This is a genomic window from Methanoculleus methanifontis, assembly GCF_030464365.1.
In the GTDB taxonomy this organism is placed as follows: Archaea; Halobacteriota; Methanomicrobia; order Methanomicrobiales; family Methanoculleaceae; genus Methanoculleus; species Methanoculleus methanifontis.
Genome location: NZ_VCYI01000009.1, coordinates 25,322 through 42,672 on the forward strand (window position 1 = coordinate 25,322; position 17,351 = coordinate 42,672).

General features: G+C 59.9%; 14 protein-coding genes. 10 read left to right on the forward strand and 4 right to left on the reverse strand.

Annotated elements, in window-relative coordinates; translation table 11 throughout:
• From flaI to FGW20_RS07825, 10 genes are all read left to right on the forward strand, one after another.
• Nucleotides 1-1,854: an archaellum flagellar ATPase motor FlaI gene (gene flaI / locus FGW20_RS07780; RefSeq protein ID WP_301677518.1), complete on the forward strand. Its 1,854-nt coding sequence runs from the start codon at nucleotides 1-3 to the stop codon at nucleotides 1,852-1,854.
• Between the two features lie 3 nt (nucleotides 1,855-1,857).
• Nucleotides 1,858-3,456: an archaellar assembly protein ArlJ/FlaJ gene (gene arlJ / locus FGW20_RS07785; RefSeq protein ID WP_301677519.1), complete on the forward strand. Its 1,599-nt coding sequence runs from the start codon at nucleotides 1,858-1,860 to the stop codon at nucleotides 3,454-3,456.
• Between the two features lie 59 nt (nucleotides 3,457-3,515).
• Entirely contained in the window at nucleotides 3,516-4,568 is a 1,053-nt protein-coding gene (locus FGW20_RS07790) for a hypothetical protein (protein WP_301677520.1), read from the forward strand.
• 47 nt (nucleotides 4,569-4,615) lie between these two features.
• Entirely contained in the window at nucleotides 4,616-5,422 is an 807-nt protein-coding gene (locus FGW20_RS07795) for a DUF8579 domain-containing protein (RefSeq protein ID WP_301677521.1), read from the forward strand.
• 69 nt (nucleotides 5,423-5,491) lie between these two features.
• On the forward strand, nucleotides 5,492-5,854 hold the full coding sequence (locus FGW20_RS07800; protein ID WP_301677522.1) for a response regulator: 363 nt from the start codon (nucleotides 5,492-5,494) through the stop codon (nucleotides 5,852-5,854).
• Between the two features lie 2 nt (nucleotides 5,855-5,856).
• Entirely contained in the window at nucleotides 5,857-6,891 is a 1,035-nt protein-coding gene (gene cheB / locus FGW20_RS07805) for a chemotaxis-specific protein-glutamate methyltransferase CheB (RefSeq protein WP_301677523.1), read from the forward strand.
• Nucleotides 6,884-8,869, forward strand: a complete 1,986-nt coding sequence (locus tag FGW20_RS07810; RefSeq protein WP_301677607.1) for a chemotaxis protein CheA — start codon at nucleotides 6,884-6,886, stop codon at nucleotides 8,867-8,869. The genes cheB and FGW20_RS07810 overlap by 8 nt, the downstream gene beginning before the upstream one ends.
• 12 nt (nucleotides 8,870-8,881) lie before the next feature.
• A complete protein-coding gene (locus tag FGW20_RS07815) occupies nucleotides 8,882-9,496 on the forward strand; it encodes a chemotaxis protein CheC (protein WP_301677524.1) in 615 nt (204 codons plus the stop codon).
• Between the two features lie 17 nt (nucleotides 9,497-9,513).
• The gene (locus FGW20_RS07820; protein ID WP_301677525.1) at nucleotides 9,514-10,005 is read left to right on the forward strand and encodes a chemotaxis protein CheD; all 492 of its coding nucleotides are present in this window, start codon (nucleotides 9,514-9,516) and stop codon (nucleotides 10,003-10,005) included.
• Nucleotides 9,990-11,153 (forward strand): ligand-binding sensor domain-containing protein, encoded by a 1,164-nt coding sequence (locus FGW20_RS07825; protein ID WP_301677526.1) that lies wholly within the window; start codon nucleotides 9,990-9,992, stop codon nucleotides 11,151-11,153. Before FGW20_RS07820 ends, FGW20_RS07825 begins: the two co-directional genes overlap by 16 nt.
• A gap of 456 nt (nucleotides 11,154-11,609) precedes the next feature.
• Here FGW20_RS07825 and FGW20_RS07830 read toward each other — a convergent pair whose 3' ends face one another.
• The 4 genes from FGW20_RS07830 to rqcH form a co-directional block, all read right to left on the reverse strand.
• The gene (locus tag FGW20_RS07830; protein WP_301677527.1) at nucleotides 11,610-13,379 is read right to left on the reverse strand and encodes a ribosome biogenesis/translation initiation ATPase RLI; all 1,770 of its coding nucleotides are present in this window, start codon (nucleotides 13,377-13,379) and stop codon (nucleotides 11,610-11,612) included.
• Between the two features lie 6 nt (nucleotides 13,380-13,385).
• Nucleotides 13,386-13,748, reverse strand: a complete 363-nt coding sequence (locus tag FGW20_RS07835; protein WP_367617932.1) for an EMC6-like membrane protein — start codon at nucleotides 13,746-13,748, stop codon at nucleotides 13,386-13,388.
• A 637-nt stretch (nucleotides 13,749-14,385) separates the two neighbouring features.
• Nucleotides 14,386-15,411, reverse strand: coding sequence for an mRNA surveillance protein pelota (locus FGW20_RS07840; RefSeq protein WP_301677529.1), 1,026 nt, complete (start codon nucleotides 15,409-15,411; stop codon nucleotides 14,386-14,388).
• On the reverse strand, nucleotides 15,408-17,288 hold the full coding sequence (gene rqcH / locus FGW20_RS07845; RefSeq protein ID WP_437178574.1) for a ribosome rescue protein RqcH: 1,881 nt from the start codon (nucleotides 17,286-17,288) through the stop codon (nucleotides 15,408-15,410). The genes FGW20_RS07840 and rqcH overlap by 4 nt, the downstream gene beginning before the upstream one ends.
• Nucleotides 17,289-17,351 lie beyond the last annotated feature (63 nt).

Genomic DNA, 17,351 nt, shown 5'->3' on the forward strand with positions numbered 1-17,351 from the left:
ATGACGTCGGCGCTGGAAGCAACGGTCATCCTCCCCTTTGAGCCCGAATTCATCGACGAGGGGAACGACTGCTACAACAACGTCGAGTCCTGCGCACTCTACCGGATGCTCCCGGCAAACGCACGCGACTACGTCAAGGCAAGCCCCCACCTGCTCGAGTACCTCCACATCCTCCCGGTCAACACCGTCGGCATCCCGCTCTTCCTCTCGGAGTTGAAGCAGGACTTGAAATCGATGGAGAACCCGAACATCATCTACCCGGTGAACGAAACGACGTTCATCCACATCTTCCCTGACCCAAACGACGTCCGGAACTGGTACATCCCGATTGAACCGTCGTTCCTGCACTCTGTTAAAGAGATCCTCCCGGCGATCGAGGAGAAACTGATCGACCTGATTGACGTCCTCGAAGAAGAGCCGGTGACCCAGCAGGCACGGATCGAGGTGCTGAAGAATTTCATCCAGCAACTCGTCTACATCAAACGGCCTGGCGAGGTGATCGACGAGTCCCTGCTTGCCGGCGGAACGCCAAAGGACCTGAAGGGCCGGATAAAGACCTTCCTCACCTCGGAGATCGGGGCGTCGAAGGGACCCTCGACATCGGGGTGCCCTGAACTCGCCGACGGGCGGGTCATCCTCACGCAACAGGAATACAAGGCGCTTGAATACATGATCGTCCGTGACAAGATCGAGATGGGAACGCTCAAACCGTTTCTCTCCGACAGGTACATCGAGGATATCACCTGCGACGGCGTCGGACCGATCTTCATCGAGCACAAGATCTTCAAAGGGCTGAAATCAGTCATCGGGTTTCAGGACTCGCAAGAACTCGACAACTTCGTCATCAAACTCGCCGAGCGGATCAAACGGCCGCTGACGTATAGGAACCCCATCGTGGATTCGACCCTGCCTGACGGCTCGCGTATCAACATCGTCTACGGAACCGAGATCAGCAAGCATGGCAGCAACTTCACCATCCGTAAGGTGAGCGAGGTGCCCATGAGCATCCTACAGGTCATCGAGAGCGGGGCGTGTAACTACATGATGGCCGCCTACCTCTGGATCTGCCTTGAGTACGGGATGTCGATGTTCGTCTCCGGCGAGACCGCGAGCGGCAAGACGACCACCTTAAACGCCCTCACGACCTTCCTCTCGCCCGAGAACAAGATCGTCACCATCGAGGATACCCCGGAACTGACCGTTCCCCACAGGAACTGGACACGCGAGGTCGCGAAAGCCAAGGGGAAGGGCGAAGGGGAAGGTTCCGAGGTCACGATGTTCGACCTCCTGAAATCCGCTCTCCGTCAGCGCCCGAACCAGATCCTGGTCGGTGAGATCCGTGGTGTGGAAGGGTCAGTCGCGTTCTCCGCAATGCAGACCGGCCACCCGGTGATGAGCACCTTCCACGCAGCGTCGGTCGAGAAACTGATCCAGCGTCTCTGCGGCGACCCGATCAACATCCCGAAGACCTACGTCGACAACCTCAACCTGGTCGTCGTCCAGAGCGCGGTAAAACTCCCCCAGGGCGGAACCGTGCGCCGGATGCTCAGTATCAACGAACTCGTGGGCTACGACCCCGAGACCCAGGGATTCTCCTTCATGGCGACGTTCGTCTGGGATCCGGCGACCGACACCTTCACCTTCACCGGGAAAGGGAGCAGTTATCTCCTCGAAAACAAGATCGCAACGATGCTCGGCATTCCCGAGAACCGACGGAGCGAGATCTACGACGAGGTCGAGAAACGTGCCAGGATTCTTGAACGGCTCCACAAAGCCGGGTACACTCAGTTCTGGGACCTCTTCCACATGACCACCAAGATCAAGAAGCAGGGACTGCTCAACATTGAGGTGTAGGCGTTGTTTGAGGACGTGACCGAACGGCTGCGAGCGGCAAACCAGGGAAAGATCCCGTTCGAGGAGCAGGCTAAAACTCTCGGAGATCTCCATTCCACCATCCTCGAGAACAAGAAGATGGAGCAGGACCTGCTCTTCATGTACACCTACATGGCCGCGATCACCACATCAACCGTGACCAGGCCCGAGATCTTCCAGTACACCTCCGAGCGATTCGAGTACATCCCGTCGCGCTACATAGCAAAGGTGCAGCGCCTGGTCGCCGGGTGGGGCCAGAATTATTCCAACGCTCTCCGGGCGGTCGCGGAGCGGTGCCGGAACAAAACCCTCCAGAGCATGCTCAACCGCTACGCCAACTCCATCGACTCCGGTGTCCCGGACGACGACTTCATCGGCACGGAACTCTCGAGCATCCGGAGCATCTACCGGAACTCGTTCGAGCAGGGGATCGAACTCTTGAAGAAGTGGGGCGACGCCTACATCGCAATGCTCCTCTCCGGGGCGCTCGTCGCGATCATCATGATGATCTCCGTGGCGATCTATGCACCCGACGGGATTGAAGCGACGCTGAACACATCCTACTTCATCATCCTCGCGATATCGGTCTTCGGTCTCACGATCATGTACCGGGCCGTCCCCGATGACCCTCGCACGCACGGTCTTTCCGAGATCTGCTCACAAGAGCAGGGCCTCATCCGGCGGCTGGAACGCCTTATCCTGCCGATAACCGCCGCAATCGGGCTGATGCTCATCCTTGTCGGCGTCAACGCAGGCATCATCTTCCTGCTTGTCGGCCTGCTCGTGATGCCGCTCGGGATCATCGGCTACATCGACGATGCGAATGTCATCAACCGGGACACCGATTTCGCCACGTTCATCCGCGGCCTCGGGTCGATCATGGGAGGCAAAGGCATCACCACCGGCGACGCACTCCAGGAGGTCGACAGGAAGTCACTCTTCCACCTGGAGCCGTTCATTGACTCGGTCTCATCGAAGTTGAACCTCGGGCTCGACGAAGCCAGGAGCTGGAAGAAGTTCATCGGGGAGACCGGCAGTTACCTGATTTACAAGTACATGAACATCTTCCGCGACGCAGTGGCCCTCGGCGGGTCGCCTGACGCGATCGGAAAGATCGTCGGCTCTTCAATGCTTGAGCAGGTGCTACTCCGCAGAAAGCGCGATATGATGGTGAAGGGGTTCGTCGTCCTGCTCGTGCCGATGCATGGAGCGATGATCGCCATTTTCGTTTTCCTCTTCGAGATCCTCCTCTCGATGTCGAACGCGATACAGGAGGTGATGGTGCATTTCGACGAGACTTCAGCCGCGCTCTCAGGGAGTACGGCAACGGTCGGCGGCGGCATGGCAACGTCTTTAAACATCTTCGTAAACTTCCCCGAAGACACGATGCGAGCCTACGTGGTAACGATCCTCTTAATGCTGACCGTTGCAAATATCCTTGCAGGAAAGATTGTCATGGGCGGCGACCGATACCTGTACTACTTCTTCACGAGCCTGCTCTGCGTGGCAACCGGTATCGTCTACATCATTGCACCAATCATCGTGAGCGTATTCTTTAGCATTCCAACACTCGTGGGGGTTTGATGTTGAGAGAAGGTTTACGTCGTCCGTGTCTGTTTCTAATAACCGTCGGTACAGGTTCCGTGATTATTGTCCTTGACGCCACCGTCGAGATCGTTGTCGCCGGCACCGTGCTCGCAGGGTTCCTCGCACTCGTCGTCACCGGGGCGCTCGACCTTACCGAACTGAAACCATCGAGGCTGCGCGCCGCGTTTCGGGAACGCAGGAAGAAAAAAGAACAGCCCAATGTGTCGGAGACGGCAAAACCGGGTGCACCGGCTGAGAGCCCGGTCTCCGGGATCGGCATCTCCGGTATGCTCAGAACCTTCAAGGCATCAGTCCTGGAAGCGATCACACATGCCCGCGCTCCTGAGGATGAGAAGGAGAGGGGCATCCAGAAGATCGACGCCATGCTCGACCAGGCAGTCGAGGGTGGGGTTCCCGACCCGTCCATAACCCCGGCCCCCCCGAAGGCCGGTGGGAACGCTGCCGATCCCCTTGCTTCGCTTGCGGACCTCGATATCGACTCACTGGAGGATCTCGACCTCGATGGCGAAGCATCCGGTCCGGGGACGGTGTCTGAGCCCGACCAGATCTCTCTGCTCTCGGCAGAGGATGCGGACGCCATATCAGATATCCTCAAGTCGCACCAGAGCGAGTTAGAAGACCTTGACCTCCCGTCCAGCGCCGATCTTGCCGGGGATGCGGGCGAACCCGACGCCGACCTTCCGCCGGTAACAGCGGACGTCCCCGAGCTGCCCGGAGACGACGGCATGCCGGACATGAGCGCGCTGAGCGAAGAACTCGCCGCGCTTGACGAACTGGATCTCGACGAGATCGAGATCGAGGGGGAGGAAGAGGAAGAAGAAGAGATCAATGCTGAAGAACCCATCCAGGATGAAGATGTCCTTGGGGAGATCGAGGAAGAGACACAAGAAGACTTCGACATGGTCTCCTTCGCATCCGGCGGAGCGGTCGAGGACGACCTGATCACCGCTCTCAAAGCCGACACCAAGAAGAAGAAGTTCGTGGAGGATATCAGCCTGGTCCGCGAACTGAAAGGTGAGAAGTATCACGCGAAAGACCTGGCGGCGGAACTCGAGGAGATCCTCACGGCAATGAAATCACAACGATGATAGTATCGCGCAGGATATAGTAATGCAGAGGGGTAAGAGAGGCAACGATGAAATCGGTTCCGGTAAAGGTCGAGCATGAAGGGAAGTGGGTCCCGACGACGATGGGTATTGCTGAGGACCGTTTCCGCATCGATGCTCCCCTCAATCGGGAGATCCCTTACAAATCCGTGGTCGATCTCGAGGAGAAGAAGAACCAGGTGCTCGTCACCGTTGGGGCAAACGGAGAGGGCGTCTACCGTATCGCATCGGTCGAGAAGGTTCTCCAGATCTTAAAGAAATTTGTCATCACGCAGGCCAGCGCCTATCGGCTGAACGCTTTCTTCATGTCCCCCGCAATCCGCGGGGGAGTACTCGTCAAGAACGCTCAGTGGGAGAAGGGCGTGATCGCCGTCATGAAGACCGGCATCTGGTTCGTCAGCCAGGATAAACAGGTCTGCATTCCGCTCGATGAGGTGACCGGCATCGAACTTACGTCCCGGGAGATCCAGGAGAAGGATCTCGACGTCGTGAAGATCGACCACCTTATTGAGAACGAGGTCGTGACGAGTTTCGTTCTCTGCCCGCTGACGACACTCCAGGTTCTCTACAACTTCCTCAAAGAGGCGACACACGACACCGAGGTCAGCGAGGAGCTCGACCCCCTGACCGGGCAGGTGGCCATGCTGGTCTACAGCGGAATGGACTCGAGCACCATCGAGAACATGCTGAAACTCTCACACAGAGATCTCGACGCCATTTACGAGAAACTCCTCGGCTCAGGACTCGCCGAAGTGCTCTATGTCAGGAAAGAAGTACAACTAACCCCAAAAGGCGTAAGATACATCTCAGAGTCTGTAAAATCTCCAATGGATTAAAAACTTCATTTCTTAAAAATAAGAAGACATATATAATTTTTTTATCAAATATCCAATGAGTGGTGTCCGATGGGGAGAATCCTAATCGTCGATGATACAATGTTTATGAGAACGCTGCTGAAGAACATCCTTTTCTCCGGCGGGCACGACATCGTCGGTGAGGCAGCGGACGGGGCGGAGGCCGTTGCCAGATATCAGGAACTCAAGCCCGACCTCGTCACAATGGACGTCGTCATGCCGAAGATGAACGGGATCGAGGCGCTCAAGGCCATCAAGGCCGCCGACCCGGCAGCAAAAGTCATCATGTGCACGGCGGTCGGTCAGGAGCAGATGGTCAAACTCGCCGTCAAGAGCGGTGCAAAAGGCTACATTGTCAAACCGTTCCAGGCTCCGAAAGTGCTCGAAGAAGTCAAGAGCGTCCTCAGTGCGTAGCTATGATACGGGTTCTGATCGTCGACGATTCACTCTTTATCCGAACGATTCTCCGGGATCTGCTCAAGGACAGCCCGGATATCGAAGTAGTCGGAACGGCGGTCAACGGCATTGATGCTCTCGAAAAGATATCCGATCTAAAACCCGACGTCGTCACGCTCGACATCGAGATGCCCCGGATGAATGGTCTTGAGGTGCTCGCAGCGCTGCAAAAGGCGAGCGCAAAACCGAAAGTGATCGTCTTGAGCACGCTGACCTCCCGGCAGGCCGATATGACTCACCGGGCGCTGCGGCTTGGGGCGGACGACTTCATGCTCAAACCGAGGGACGTTCCGAACGTCAGAGGCGTCGAGAAAGAACTCGTCCAGAAGATCAGAAACCTTGTTGCGCTACCGACGATCGTAAAACCCACTGTAACCAGACGAAACGAAGCGAATATAATCGTCTTGATAGGCTCTTCTGCCGGGGGGCCACCGATGCTCGATACGCTCCTCTCCGCGCTTCCGCCGGACCTGCCCGCTGCGGTCGTCGTCACCCAGCACATGCCCGAAGGGTTCACGGCATCGCTTGCTGAGCGCCTGAACAGGGTCTCTGCTCTCCCCGTGAAAGAGACCGGGAGCGGAGACAGCCTGAAGACCGGAGCAGTCCTGATCTCAAAGGCCGGGTTCCACACCGTCATCTCGGGAGTCGCAGCGGGCGACGGAAGAAACCATGGGCGGATCATCCACTCGACTGCTCCCCACCTGCACGCAGTTCGACCTGCCGTCGACAAGACCTTCGCCTCTGCAGCACGCGTGTTCGGCCCGCGCACCGTCTCTGTGATCCTCTCAGGGATGGGGAACGATGGCGGCGAGGGAATGCTCGCGGTGAAGACTGCAGGCGGCAAGACGATGGTATGCGCCGAAGAGGACTGTCTCGTATACGGGATGGCGCGCTCCGCTCTTACCAGGAACTGCGTCGACCAGGTGGTTCCACTTAGGAATATCGCGCGCGAGATCGCGAGAGCAGTCGGACAACTCGAGGTGAATGATGTTTGACGAAGAGGGGTATCGGAAGCTGTTTGTTGAGGAGTCGCGGGAGAACCATGAGAACATCGTGAACAACCTTCTTGCCCTCGAGAACGGAGATGAGCAGCATGTCGCCATCGACGAGATCTTCCGGTCAGCACATACGCTCAAAGGGATGTCTGCATCGATGGGCTTTGACGTGATGGAACACCTCTGCCACTCGATGGAAGACGTATTCTCCCTCATCCGCAACGGGCGGCGCGAGGTGACCGCGTCGCTCACCGATCTTCTGCTCACCTGCACCGACGCGATCGAGGGGATGCTGGATGCCATCGAGGCAGGAGAAACGCTATCCGACGAGCAGTCAGCAAGCCTGGTTCAGGAACTTCAGGCGTTTACCGAAGAAGAGGAAAGAGGCGAGCAGGAATCATCGCCCGGTGCGGCGACCTCCGCCGGGATACCTCCTGAGCAGGCGGATGACGTCGACGGCCGACCACTGTATACGTTAACGGTTGCCGTCGACCCGTCCAGCACCATGAAAGACGTCCGGGCGATGCTGCTGCTGCAGAACCTGGAGGATATCGGGACGATCCACGCGACGACCCCCTCACGGGAACTCCTCGAGGACGGGAAGTTCGACGGGCCGTTCGAGATTCTTATCGAGAGCGAGGCAGGGGAGGATGCACTCAGGACGATCGCTTCCGGAACCGAGATCTCGCTCCTTGCCCTCTCCGCACCGCAGTCGGTGCCGGATGCTCCCCCCATGATCCCCCCGGCGGTGAGTGAGGAGACGCAAGCGCCTGAACCAGCTCCGGAACCGCAGATCGAGCCGCCGCTGCCACAGGCCCCGCGGACGGCGAAAATTGAGAAGAGCCGGGAGATCAAGAATATCCGTGTTGATATCCAGCGGCTCGACCGGATGATGAACCTGGTAGAGGACTTGGTGATCAACCGCGGACGGCTCGAGCAGATCGCGAAGAAGCACGGCATCAAAGAGTTCGACGAGGCACTCTCCATGGTCGGCCGTTCGGTATCCGACCTTCAGAACCTCATGATGGGGATCCGGATGATACCCCTCGAACGTATCTTCAACCGTCTTCCACGCGTCGTGCGGGACGTCGCAAACCACGACGGGAAGGTGGTCGAGTTCACCATCGAGGGCGGCGAGACCGAACTCGATCGGAGCATGATGGACAGGCTCTCCGATCCACTCCTGCACCTCATCAGGAACGCCGTGAACCACGGCATCGAGACGCCGGAGACCCGAATAGCTGCCGGTAAACCCCGGAAAGGAGCATTGCAGCTGACGGCGCGGCGGGACAAGGACAACGTCGTCATTGAGATCGAGGACGACGGTGCCGGCATCGATCCCGAGAAACTCCAGAAGAAAGGTGTTGGGAAAGGCCTCATAACGCCCGAAGCGGCAGCGAACGCAACGAAAGACGAACTCGTCGGCCTGCTCTTCGAACCCGGGTTCAGCACGGCCGAGACGATCACCGACATCAGCGGCAGGGGCGTCGGGCTCGACGTGGTCAAGAAGACGATCGAATCGCTCAAAGGAACGATCAAGGTCAAGACTGAGGTCGGCAGGGGAACGAAGTTCGAACTGGTTCTCCCCCCGACGATGGCGATCATCGACGTCATGATGGTGCACATCAACAGCAGGCGGTGCGCCATCCCGATCAGCAATGTCGTCGAGGTGGCGCAGACGAGGCCGGAGGCAATTCATCGGATCGGCAACAGCGAGGCGATCCTGCTCCGTGACCAGACCCTCCCCATGCACCGCCTTGAGGACATGTTTGGCCGGGCAGGGAAAAGCGACACGCTGGTCGTGCTGCAGAACGACGGCAGGAGATGCTGCATCGTCGTCGATTCCGTCGACGGCCAGCAGGAGGTAGTGGTGAAACCGCTCTCCAGGATTGCAGGCAACTGCCGCGGGATCAGCGGGATCACCATCCCCGGAGACGGGGATGTCGTGCCGGTACTCGATGTAAGTACAATGATTTAGGAGAAAAAGTTCATGGAGCTGGATCTGTTTCAGAAGGACGCGCTGGCAGAGTTTGGGAATATCGGTGCAGCACACGCGGCAACGTCATTATCGCAGATGTTGATGAGCCCGATCGAGATGACGGTGCCGGAGGTGCTGGCCATTGATATCGCCGATCTGCACAACTACATCAGCAACGAGATCTCGGCAATGGTCGTCTTCCAGATTCAGGGGGAGATCGCGGACGGTGGATATGTCGTCGTCAGCATGCCCCGGGAGACTGTCATCCAGCTGACCAACCAGATGCTCGGCACTACCGATACCGATCGCGAGATCAACGAGATGGACCAGAGCGCTGCGATCGAGATCGGGAACATCATGATATCGGCGTTTCTCGATGCGACAGCCGAACTGCTGGGTATCGTCATGCTGCCGTCTCCCCCTGCGCTGGCCATCGATATGACGCATGCCGCCTTCGAGTCCATCGTCGCGCAGGTGGCCGGCGACGTGAACGATGTCCTGATCTTCAACACCGAACTCACGAGCGAGGCGCCGCCCGTCTACGGGAGCATCTACATGCTCCCGAACGCCGAACTTACGCAGCAGCTGTTCCTCATGCTGGAACGGATGATGGAACCGCTCTCATAACCGGCATCCGGGATACCATGGAGAATAATTTTTTTGGTGAAGAGGCAGGAATAATCCTGGGTCTGGGCGAATTCCGGGTTGGGAAGTGCCCGATGGGGACGATAGGGCTCGGTTCCTGCATCGCGCTCATCCTGCACGACCAGCGGAGGTCGCTTGCGGGACTCGCCCATATCATGCTCCCCGAGAGCCGGGGGGAGACCGACCGGCCCGGGAAGTTCGCGGATACTGCCATACGTGCTCTCCTCGAAGAGATGAAGCAACAGGGAAGCATAAAATCCTCGATCACCGCAATCGTGGTCGGCGGTGCAAGCATGTTTGCGTTTTCGGCCAATTCCCTGAATATCGGCGAACGAAACGCCACTGTGGTGAAGGAACTGCTTCAGAAACAGGGCATCAGGATCGAGCACGAGGAGACCGGCGGAAAGATCGGGCGGTCCGTATACTACTGGCCGGAGGGGAAGGGTCGTCTCATCATCAAAAAGGCGGACGGGACATGCATCGCACTCTGATACTCATTTTAGCCGCGGCATCCCTCTTCATTCCCTTCGCATCAGCCCTGTACGTTGAAGTGCCCGATTACCATTCGGGCATCGCGTCCGCCGGGGTAAAGGACGCGATTAACGGCCGCTACGGGGACGTCATCTTTGCGACCGACACCGGCATCTCCGTATGCACGGAGAACGGTACCTGGTATTCGGTCAACGCAAGGAATCCCGGGGAGACGCCTTACGGCGTGCTCGCGCCTCTCGAGACGATGGTAACCGCGGTCGCGCTCGACGCGGAAGGGCACCTCTGGCTCGGGTACCCAAACGGGCTGCAGATCGGAGACGGGACGGGCTACCGCGCCGTCCAGGACCTGGATCTCCTCAAGAACCTCAACATCAACTGCATCACACGATGGGGGGATGAGATGTGGGTTGCCACCGGGCGGGCGGGCCTCCACCGCTGCCACGGCGATGACTGGACATGGTACAAGCCTGCCGGGCCCGAAGGCCTCGGGTGTCATACCATCGTGAGCATGGTGGTCGACGCCGCAAACGATGCGCTTGTCATCGGATCGGAAAACGACGGAGTCCGGGTGCTCAAGGAGCGGGCCGAAGAGATCCGCTTCGAGCAGGTCACCTACGGTAGCGACACACTTCGCCGGGTCTCCGAGGTGCGGGTCGATCCGTTCGGGGGGGTGTACCTCTTCAACCGCACGACGGTTCTCTATTACGCCCCAGATACGGGGGTTACACCGGTCCTCAACGCCGGGAACCTGAGCGCGTTCCCAATCGTCATCAACGACGTTGCAACGACGGCCGAAGGGATGCTCTACATCGCGTCCGATAACGGGATATACGGGTGGAATTCTTCGGGCGTCGCCCTGCATATCACGTCCGGAGACGGTATTCGCGCAAACGTCGTCAAGAAACTCTTCGTCGACGCCTACGGCCGGTGCTGGTTCGTCGTTCCCGGAAACGTGGGCTACATCCCGCCGACGGCGGGCCACGCCACCCTCGATCTCTCCGCAGTCCCGGTGCCGACACCGATGGTGACCGAGACACCCCTGCCCCAGACCCCGGCACCGGCGGTGACTGCCGGAGAGAGTGCCAGGCTGTTTGAGGGTGTGTGGGCTTTCTTTGAAGGGTTGTTCGGCGCGGGGAGCCGTGGGTGAACAGGGAGGTTGAGGCGTAGCCAGAGATTCCGGGAAGGCAGGTGCCTCCGACCATCGCAATACTACGGTCAAATGCACAGGCGTGTTTGAGCTGGCCTGTGAGTTAGTTGGGCGTATCCTCAAAGACTAGAAGCTGCTTGTTTGCCCGGCAATCACAGGTACCCCCTTTTGACGAGACTGATGGAACGTTAGAGGCCCGGAAAAAACCCGATACACTGGACCGTGGGAATATCGCCACGGGGGGGTGGGGACAATAGGGAGTGCGAACGGAGTGAGCATGAGCACCGCTAGGTGCGAGGGGGGAGACCCCCCTCCCCTGCAACCACTCCCCCAGACGCGATATCCACTGGAAAACCGTGTTTGGGAACGCTGACGAACGTAACTCTGTTTCCAATTAAATCTTCGTGGTTACTATCGACGGCTCACGAAAAAAAAGAGAACTTCGCACCCCGCCCATTACTTCGAGATCTCAGTATAGTAATACTCCCCGGCGGAGATCTGCTCCCGATCCAGGAACGAGCCGGGTTTGTTGATCCGCGGCCTTCCACTCTTGTCCCGCCGGAAGGTGATCCTGAGCGCCTCGAGGAACCGGTTCATGCCCGGCGCCATGTCGAACGGCCCGGCGGCTTTGCCGTTGATGCCCGGCTTGCCCTCGAAGACCAGGATACGGTCGCTGATCATGTCGATGACGTAGATGTCGTGGTCGATCACGAGCGTGCTCGCGTCCCGCCCTTCGGCGTGCTTCCTGATCATCCTTGAGATCTTCACCCGCTGCTCCACGTCGAGGTGGGCGCTCGGTTCGTCCAGGATGTAGAGATCGGCGTCGCGCGAGAGGCAGATCGCTATCGCCACGCGCTGGAGTTCGCCCCCGGAGAGCGTGTTTATGGGCGCCTGGAGGAGCTGCGCAAGGGAGAGCGGCTCCAGGATCTCGTGCTGGTAGTACGAGGTGTTGAACTTCGTCGTCGTCTGGCGGAGGATCTCCTCGACGGTCGCTTCCGTGTCGCCTTTGAGGTACTGAGGCTTGTAAGATATCCGCACCCGGGTATCCATCGCCCCCGTATCGGGTTCGAGCACCCCGGCGAGGAGCTGGGCGAACGTACTCTTCCCGATACCGTTCGCTCCAAGGACACCGAGAACCTCGCCGCTCCGGATCTCCCCGCCGTCGACGGTGAGCGAGAATTGCTCGAACCCTTTCGTCATCGACGGGAACTCGAGCAGCACCTCCCGGTTCACATCGGAAGCATGCGCCCGGGCATCGAACGTCACCGCATACGTCCTGAACCTGACGTTCTCCTCCGGGAGGAAGCCTTCCAGGTACTGGTTTATCCCCACCCGGACGCCTTTCGGGTGGGTGATGACACCAAAGACCGCCGGTTCTCCGTAGGCGATGTGCACGGTATCGGCAAGCATGTCGAGGATGGCAAGGTCGTGCTCGACGATCACGACCGGCCGCTCCAGGGCAAGTTCCCGGATCAGGTTCGCGGCAGCCATCCGCTGGTAGACGTCGAGATAGGGCGTGATCTCGTCGAAGAAGTAGAAGTCGGCGTCACGCGCAAGACAGGCGGCGAGCGCCACCCGCTGGAGTTCGCCACCGGAGAGGGTCGTGATAGGCCGATCCATGACAGCTGAAAGCGAGAGCCGGTCAATGTAGTAGTCGAGTTTGCCGCGCTCGTCGGTGGTCGTGAGGAGGTCGCGCACCGACCCGGAGAAGACCTTCGGGATCTGGTCGATGTACTGCGGTTTTACCGCGACCTTCACGTTCTTCTGCGAGAGCAACTGGAGGTAGTCGAAAAGCTCGGTCCCCTGGTAGAGGTCGAGGACTTCTTTCCAGGAGATCTCGGCATCGATTCTCCCCAGGTTCGGGACGAGCGTGCCCGAGAGGATATTCACCGACGTGCTCTTCCCGATACCGTTCGGGCCGAGGATCCCCGTGACCTTCCCCTCGACAGGGATCGGAAGGCCGTAGAGGACGAAGCCGTTCTGGCCGTAGCGATGGGTCGGCTGGTCGAGTTGTTCGGGGAGGTTGACAATGTCGAGCGCCTGGAAGGGGCACTTCTTCACGCAGATACCGCACCCGACACAGAGTTCTTCAGATATGACGGCCTTCTGGTCTTCGCCGATGACGACGGTCTCGTCACCGGTTCGGACACGGGGGCAATAGAGGATGCATTCGGTGCCGCACTTGACAGGGTGACACCGATCACGGTGTACAACAGCAATACGCATGGGTGATCACAGAACAGTGGTAGTCAGAAGGATCGTCCAGGTCATGAACCAGAGCGCGAACGTCATGAAACCCTGGTAGAACCAGTCTTTTCCGGTCAGTGCCATGTGGTCGACCCGGATGAGCATGAAGATGTGTTTCTGGAAGACGACGCCCGCCATGAGAAGGAGGATGCCGATGATGGCGTTTTCCTGAAGGCCTGTGACCGGGTCGGGCGTGCCGGAGAGGTAGAACGAGAGTCCCCCGGCCAGAATACCCATGAAGCAGGCTACAAGCGTCCGTGTTATCCGATTTCTGTGCTCAGCCTGTTTCTCGGCACGTGTCCGTGGCCGTGTCATTTCAGACTCTGCTGCTACCGCATTCTCGCTCATCGTGACACCAGTGTTGCGCCATTCCTGAAAGGGAAGAGTCCCTTCGGGGCGGCGGCCCGGCGGGAGCAAACCGACTTCTGGCCACTTCCCGGGATTGACGGAATTACTACATTATTGGGCGTTCTCCGGTTATAAAAGTAGGTACCTTCCTGCCCGGCGGGGCAGGAGGGGCAGCGGAGCGGGTGATAGTAACGAGGTGCAGTGACGTAGAAAGGACCGCATCGCACTTGCGATGTTCGTCGAACTCCGGTCCGACGCACGTTACATGAGACGACGATACAGAGATAGCGTCACGATCTCACGCGAAGAACAACGTTTCGAAGAAATGGAGTTTGAGCACTCGAAGAGTGCGCAGGGGAGTCATATACTCATCTACTGAACTTCGCGTTCTTCGCGGCTTCGCGTGAGCTGGGAGAAGAGATAACGGTGGAGCCTCACGCGAAGAGCGCGAAGCCGCGAAGTGCGACTGGCCGAAGGGCAGGAGCGTGAGCACCGTCAGGTACGAAGTGCGACGTTCCGTAGGAACGGAGTTTGAGAAACCTGAAGGGTGCGACTGTTCAGAGAACCGGAGATCGAGAAACCCGAAGATTTTCGAGGAAGGAGGTCGAGCACCATCAGGTGCGAGGTGCGCCGCCTCTCACTCGATCTTATACCGCAGAAGCGCCGCGGCGCCCCCGATGGCATCAAGGCGCTCCCCGGGCTCGAACTCAGTGCTCAGCACCACGACCGTTGCGTTGACGCGCTCGGCCTGCTCGATGACGCCCGTAGCCTCATCGTCACGGAGCAGGGTGTCGGCGACCAGCACCGTCTCCGCCGCCCCGTAGGCGACCGCTTTCCGGACTTCATCGAGGCCGTAGGCGACGGCGCCCTCGGTCGCGATCCGGAGCAGGACCTCGTCCATCAGCGCAACCTCCCGTGCGAGGTGCAGGTCGCCGAGCAGCCGGTCAAGGATCCCCTGCCCGATCACCTCCTGCACGGCGCCCCGCCCGATGCGCCGGGTCTCGACGGTGACCATCCGCCCGGCGAGATCGGGGGCGCGGGCCTTCACATACTCCGCAAACTCGTCCTTCACGAACCCCGGGCCCGCGACGACGAGAGGGCCGGTGACGGCGGCAACCGTGTCAAGCGTCTTCTCAAAAAGCGCCGACCGGGTGCCGGTCTCGGCACCCTTGCTGCTCCCGATCGTGATGGTCGTCACCCACTCCGGGCCGAACTGGCGCAGCCGGTAGACCTGCGCCTCCCCTTCCTCGACGCTCACGACGTGAACCACGCCGTACGCGGAGGCGTCGACCGCGCGCCGGATCCGCTCGCAGTCGACGGCACGCCAGCGTTTGACGACCGAAATCTCGAACCCGGCCTCGACGTTCAGGGTGTGGTGTGCGGCAACGTCCACCCCGCTCTCGATGACGCCCGCGATCCGGAGGCGGTTCGTGTGCTGGTGGAACTCCACCTTCTCGACGCGGATCCCGAGCCGCACCGGCCGCTTCTCGACCTTCTCCGGCCGGAGTTTGTCGGTCGCCGCCTCCACGCTCCGGAAGGTCGTCGCGAAGACGAGATCCCCCGGCCCGACCAGGTGGGAGAGGTGCCAGAGGTCGTCGAGCGTCTCCGGGAAGAGACGTATCTCGCCGAACTGCTTCTTCATCTCCCGGACTTCGGCCTTCATGATTCTACAATGTCGGAGCCTCCCGGCGGGACGAACGCGGCGACCGCTTCGGTGTTTAAGGCGTTCTTCAGCCCTTTCCACTCGTCCTCTGAGAGTTTCTCCCTGAGCGCCCGGACAACCTTCCTTGCGGTATCGTTCGGCTCGAACTGCCCGGGACGGAGTTCCACCCACACTTTCGTACGCCCGGTGACGGCACCCGGCGGGCCGCCGATGACGGCGACCTCAGGCGCCATCTGAAGGCCGATCGCCACCCCAACCGGGACGTTCCTGAAGTACTGCCGCTCACCACGGACGATGAAGGCGCCTCTCGCCACGTACTCGCCGGACTCGGCCGTCTTGCTCACCTGGTCGGGCCGGGCGGCGTAGACGTCCGCCGTGAAGTGCCCGGCCTTCCAGGCGTTGGAGTAGGATGCAGCGAACCGCACGGCCTCGTCAAGGTGCTCGGTCGCGCCCTTCACGATGACGACGCTCCCGCCGTGGACGTCGGCGTGGACGAAGAGGTCTCCGCCCTCCATGTACTTCTTGACGAGTTCCTCGTTCTGGGAGGCGTCCCGGCCACCGATGACGAGGACGCCGTCGCTGGTGGTGAACCAGCGGAAACGGTGATACCACCGTTTTTTCAGGAGGGGAAGGTTCCGCTTCGTCCGGGGCTTCTCGGGGACCGTCCGCTCCATCGCCGTGAGCGCGCCCGCCTTCTTCTTCTTGAACTTCTTGATCTGGTCGTAGTAGCGGCCGAGGTTCTGCTCGATCGTCTCGTGGACGTAGATCTTCACCCGCTCCCCCGAGAGATCGAGGTCTACCGCCGCATCGGCAGGATGGACGCCCCTGACCATCTTTGCCGCCGGGTTATCGCCGTTCGCTTTCAGGATCTGCTCGATCTCCTGCCACGACCGGTTTTTGCTCGCCTCATCGAGCGTTGCTATGATCCCGGCAACGTCCGTATAGTTCTCGTAGATCACCTCCACGAGCCGCTGATTGCGCTCGATCTTCTTCTCGAACCCCTTGATTGCGTCGGCCTGCCGGCGGCGGATCACCTCCGCCTGGGAGAGGCGGGGCTTCTCGGCCGCGGCCTCCTGCTTTTCGCCAACCGTCTTCGGGTAGAACGCATCCAGCGCCTCGCTGAAGGTCGCAAACCGCTCGCGAACCTCCCCACCAGCCAACACCACCGGCCAGCACCCGGACGCCGTTATCACCGGCTCGCGGTGCCCCCAAACATCGGCCATCAGCCGTTCGAACGCTTCCCGGACGGCTTTTGCGTCCACTTCCGCGGCGGCGGCGCTCTTCTCGACGCCCGCCGCCCGGCAGACCTCTTCGGCATACGCGCCGCCGAGCATGCACCCGACGGCGAGCGTCCGGACGATGTCGCGGTCGGACTGTGCGAGCAATGCGCGGAACTCTTCCGGGGAAAGGGTCGAGCAGTCAGAGCCCTCAAAGGCGTAGACCGCTCCCGGGACAACCTCCCGGGTCTTGAACCGGTGGTGCCAGAGGGGCTTGACGATCGTATACGATTCATCGCAGAGGACGGCGTTCCCTTCGTCGAAGAGTTCGAAGATGAGGTGATAAGTCGTATTCCGCTTCCCGATATCGAGGCTCATCGTGCGCTCGAGTCCGAGCTGGCGGATGCCGAGCACCTTCCCGCCCTCGAGGTGCTTGCGGAGCAGCATCGCGAAACTCGGCGGGTTCTTCGGGGGTGTCGGAAACTCCGCGGTGAAATGGGCGCGCCGTCCCGTCTCGACGAGGAACAGGTATTTCGCCCGGTCTTCACCGTTCAGCCTGATGCCAAGGGTCTTCGCGTCGAACTGGTAGATCTTGCCGACCCAGAGCGGGAGGCGATCGGCAGCCTCCGCTACCAGCGCCCGAAGATCGACCCCGCTCATTCCCTGTAGTGTCGCCATTGATTCAGAATACATTCGGCCCGGTACCTAAAGAAGGGTACGGGC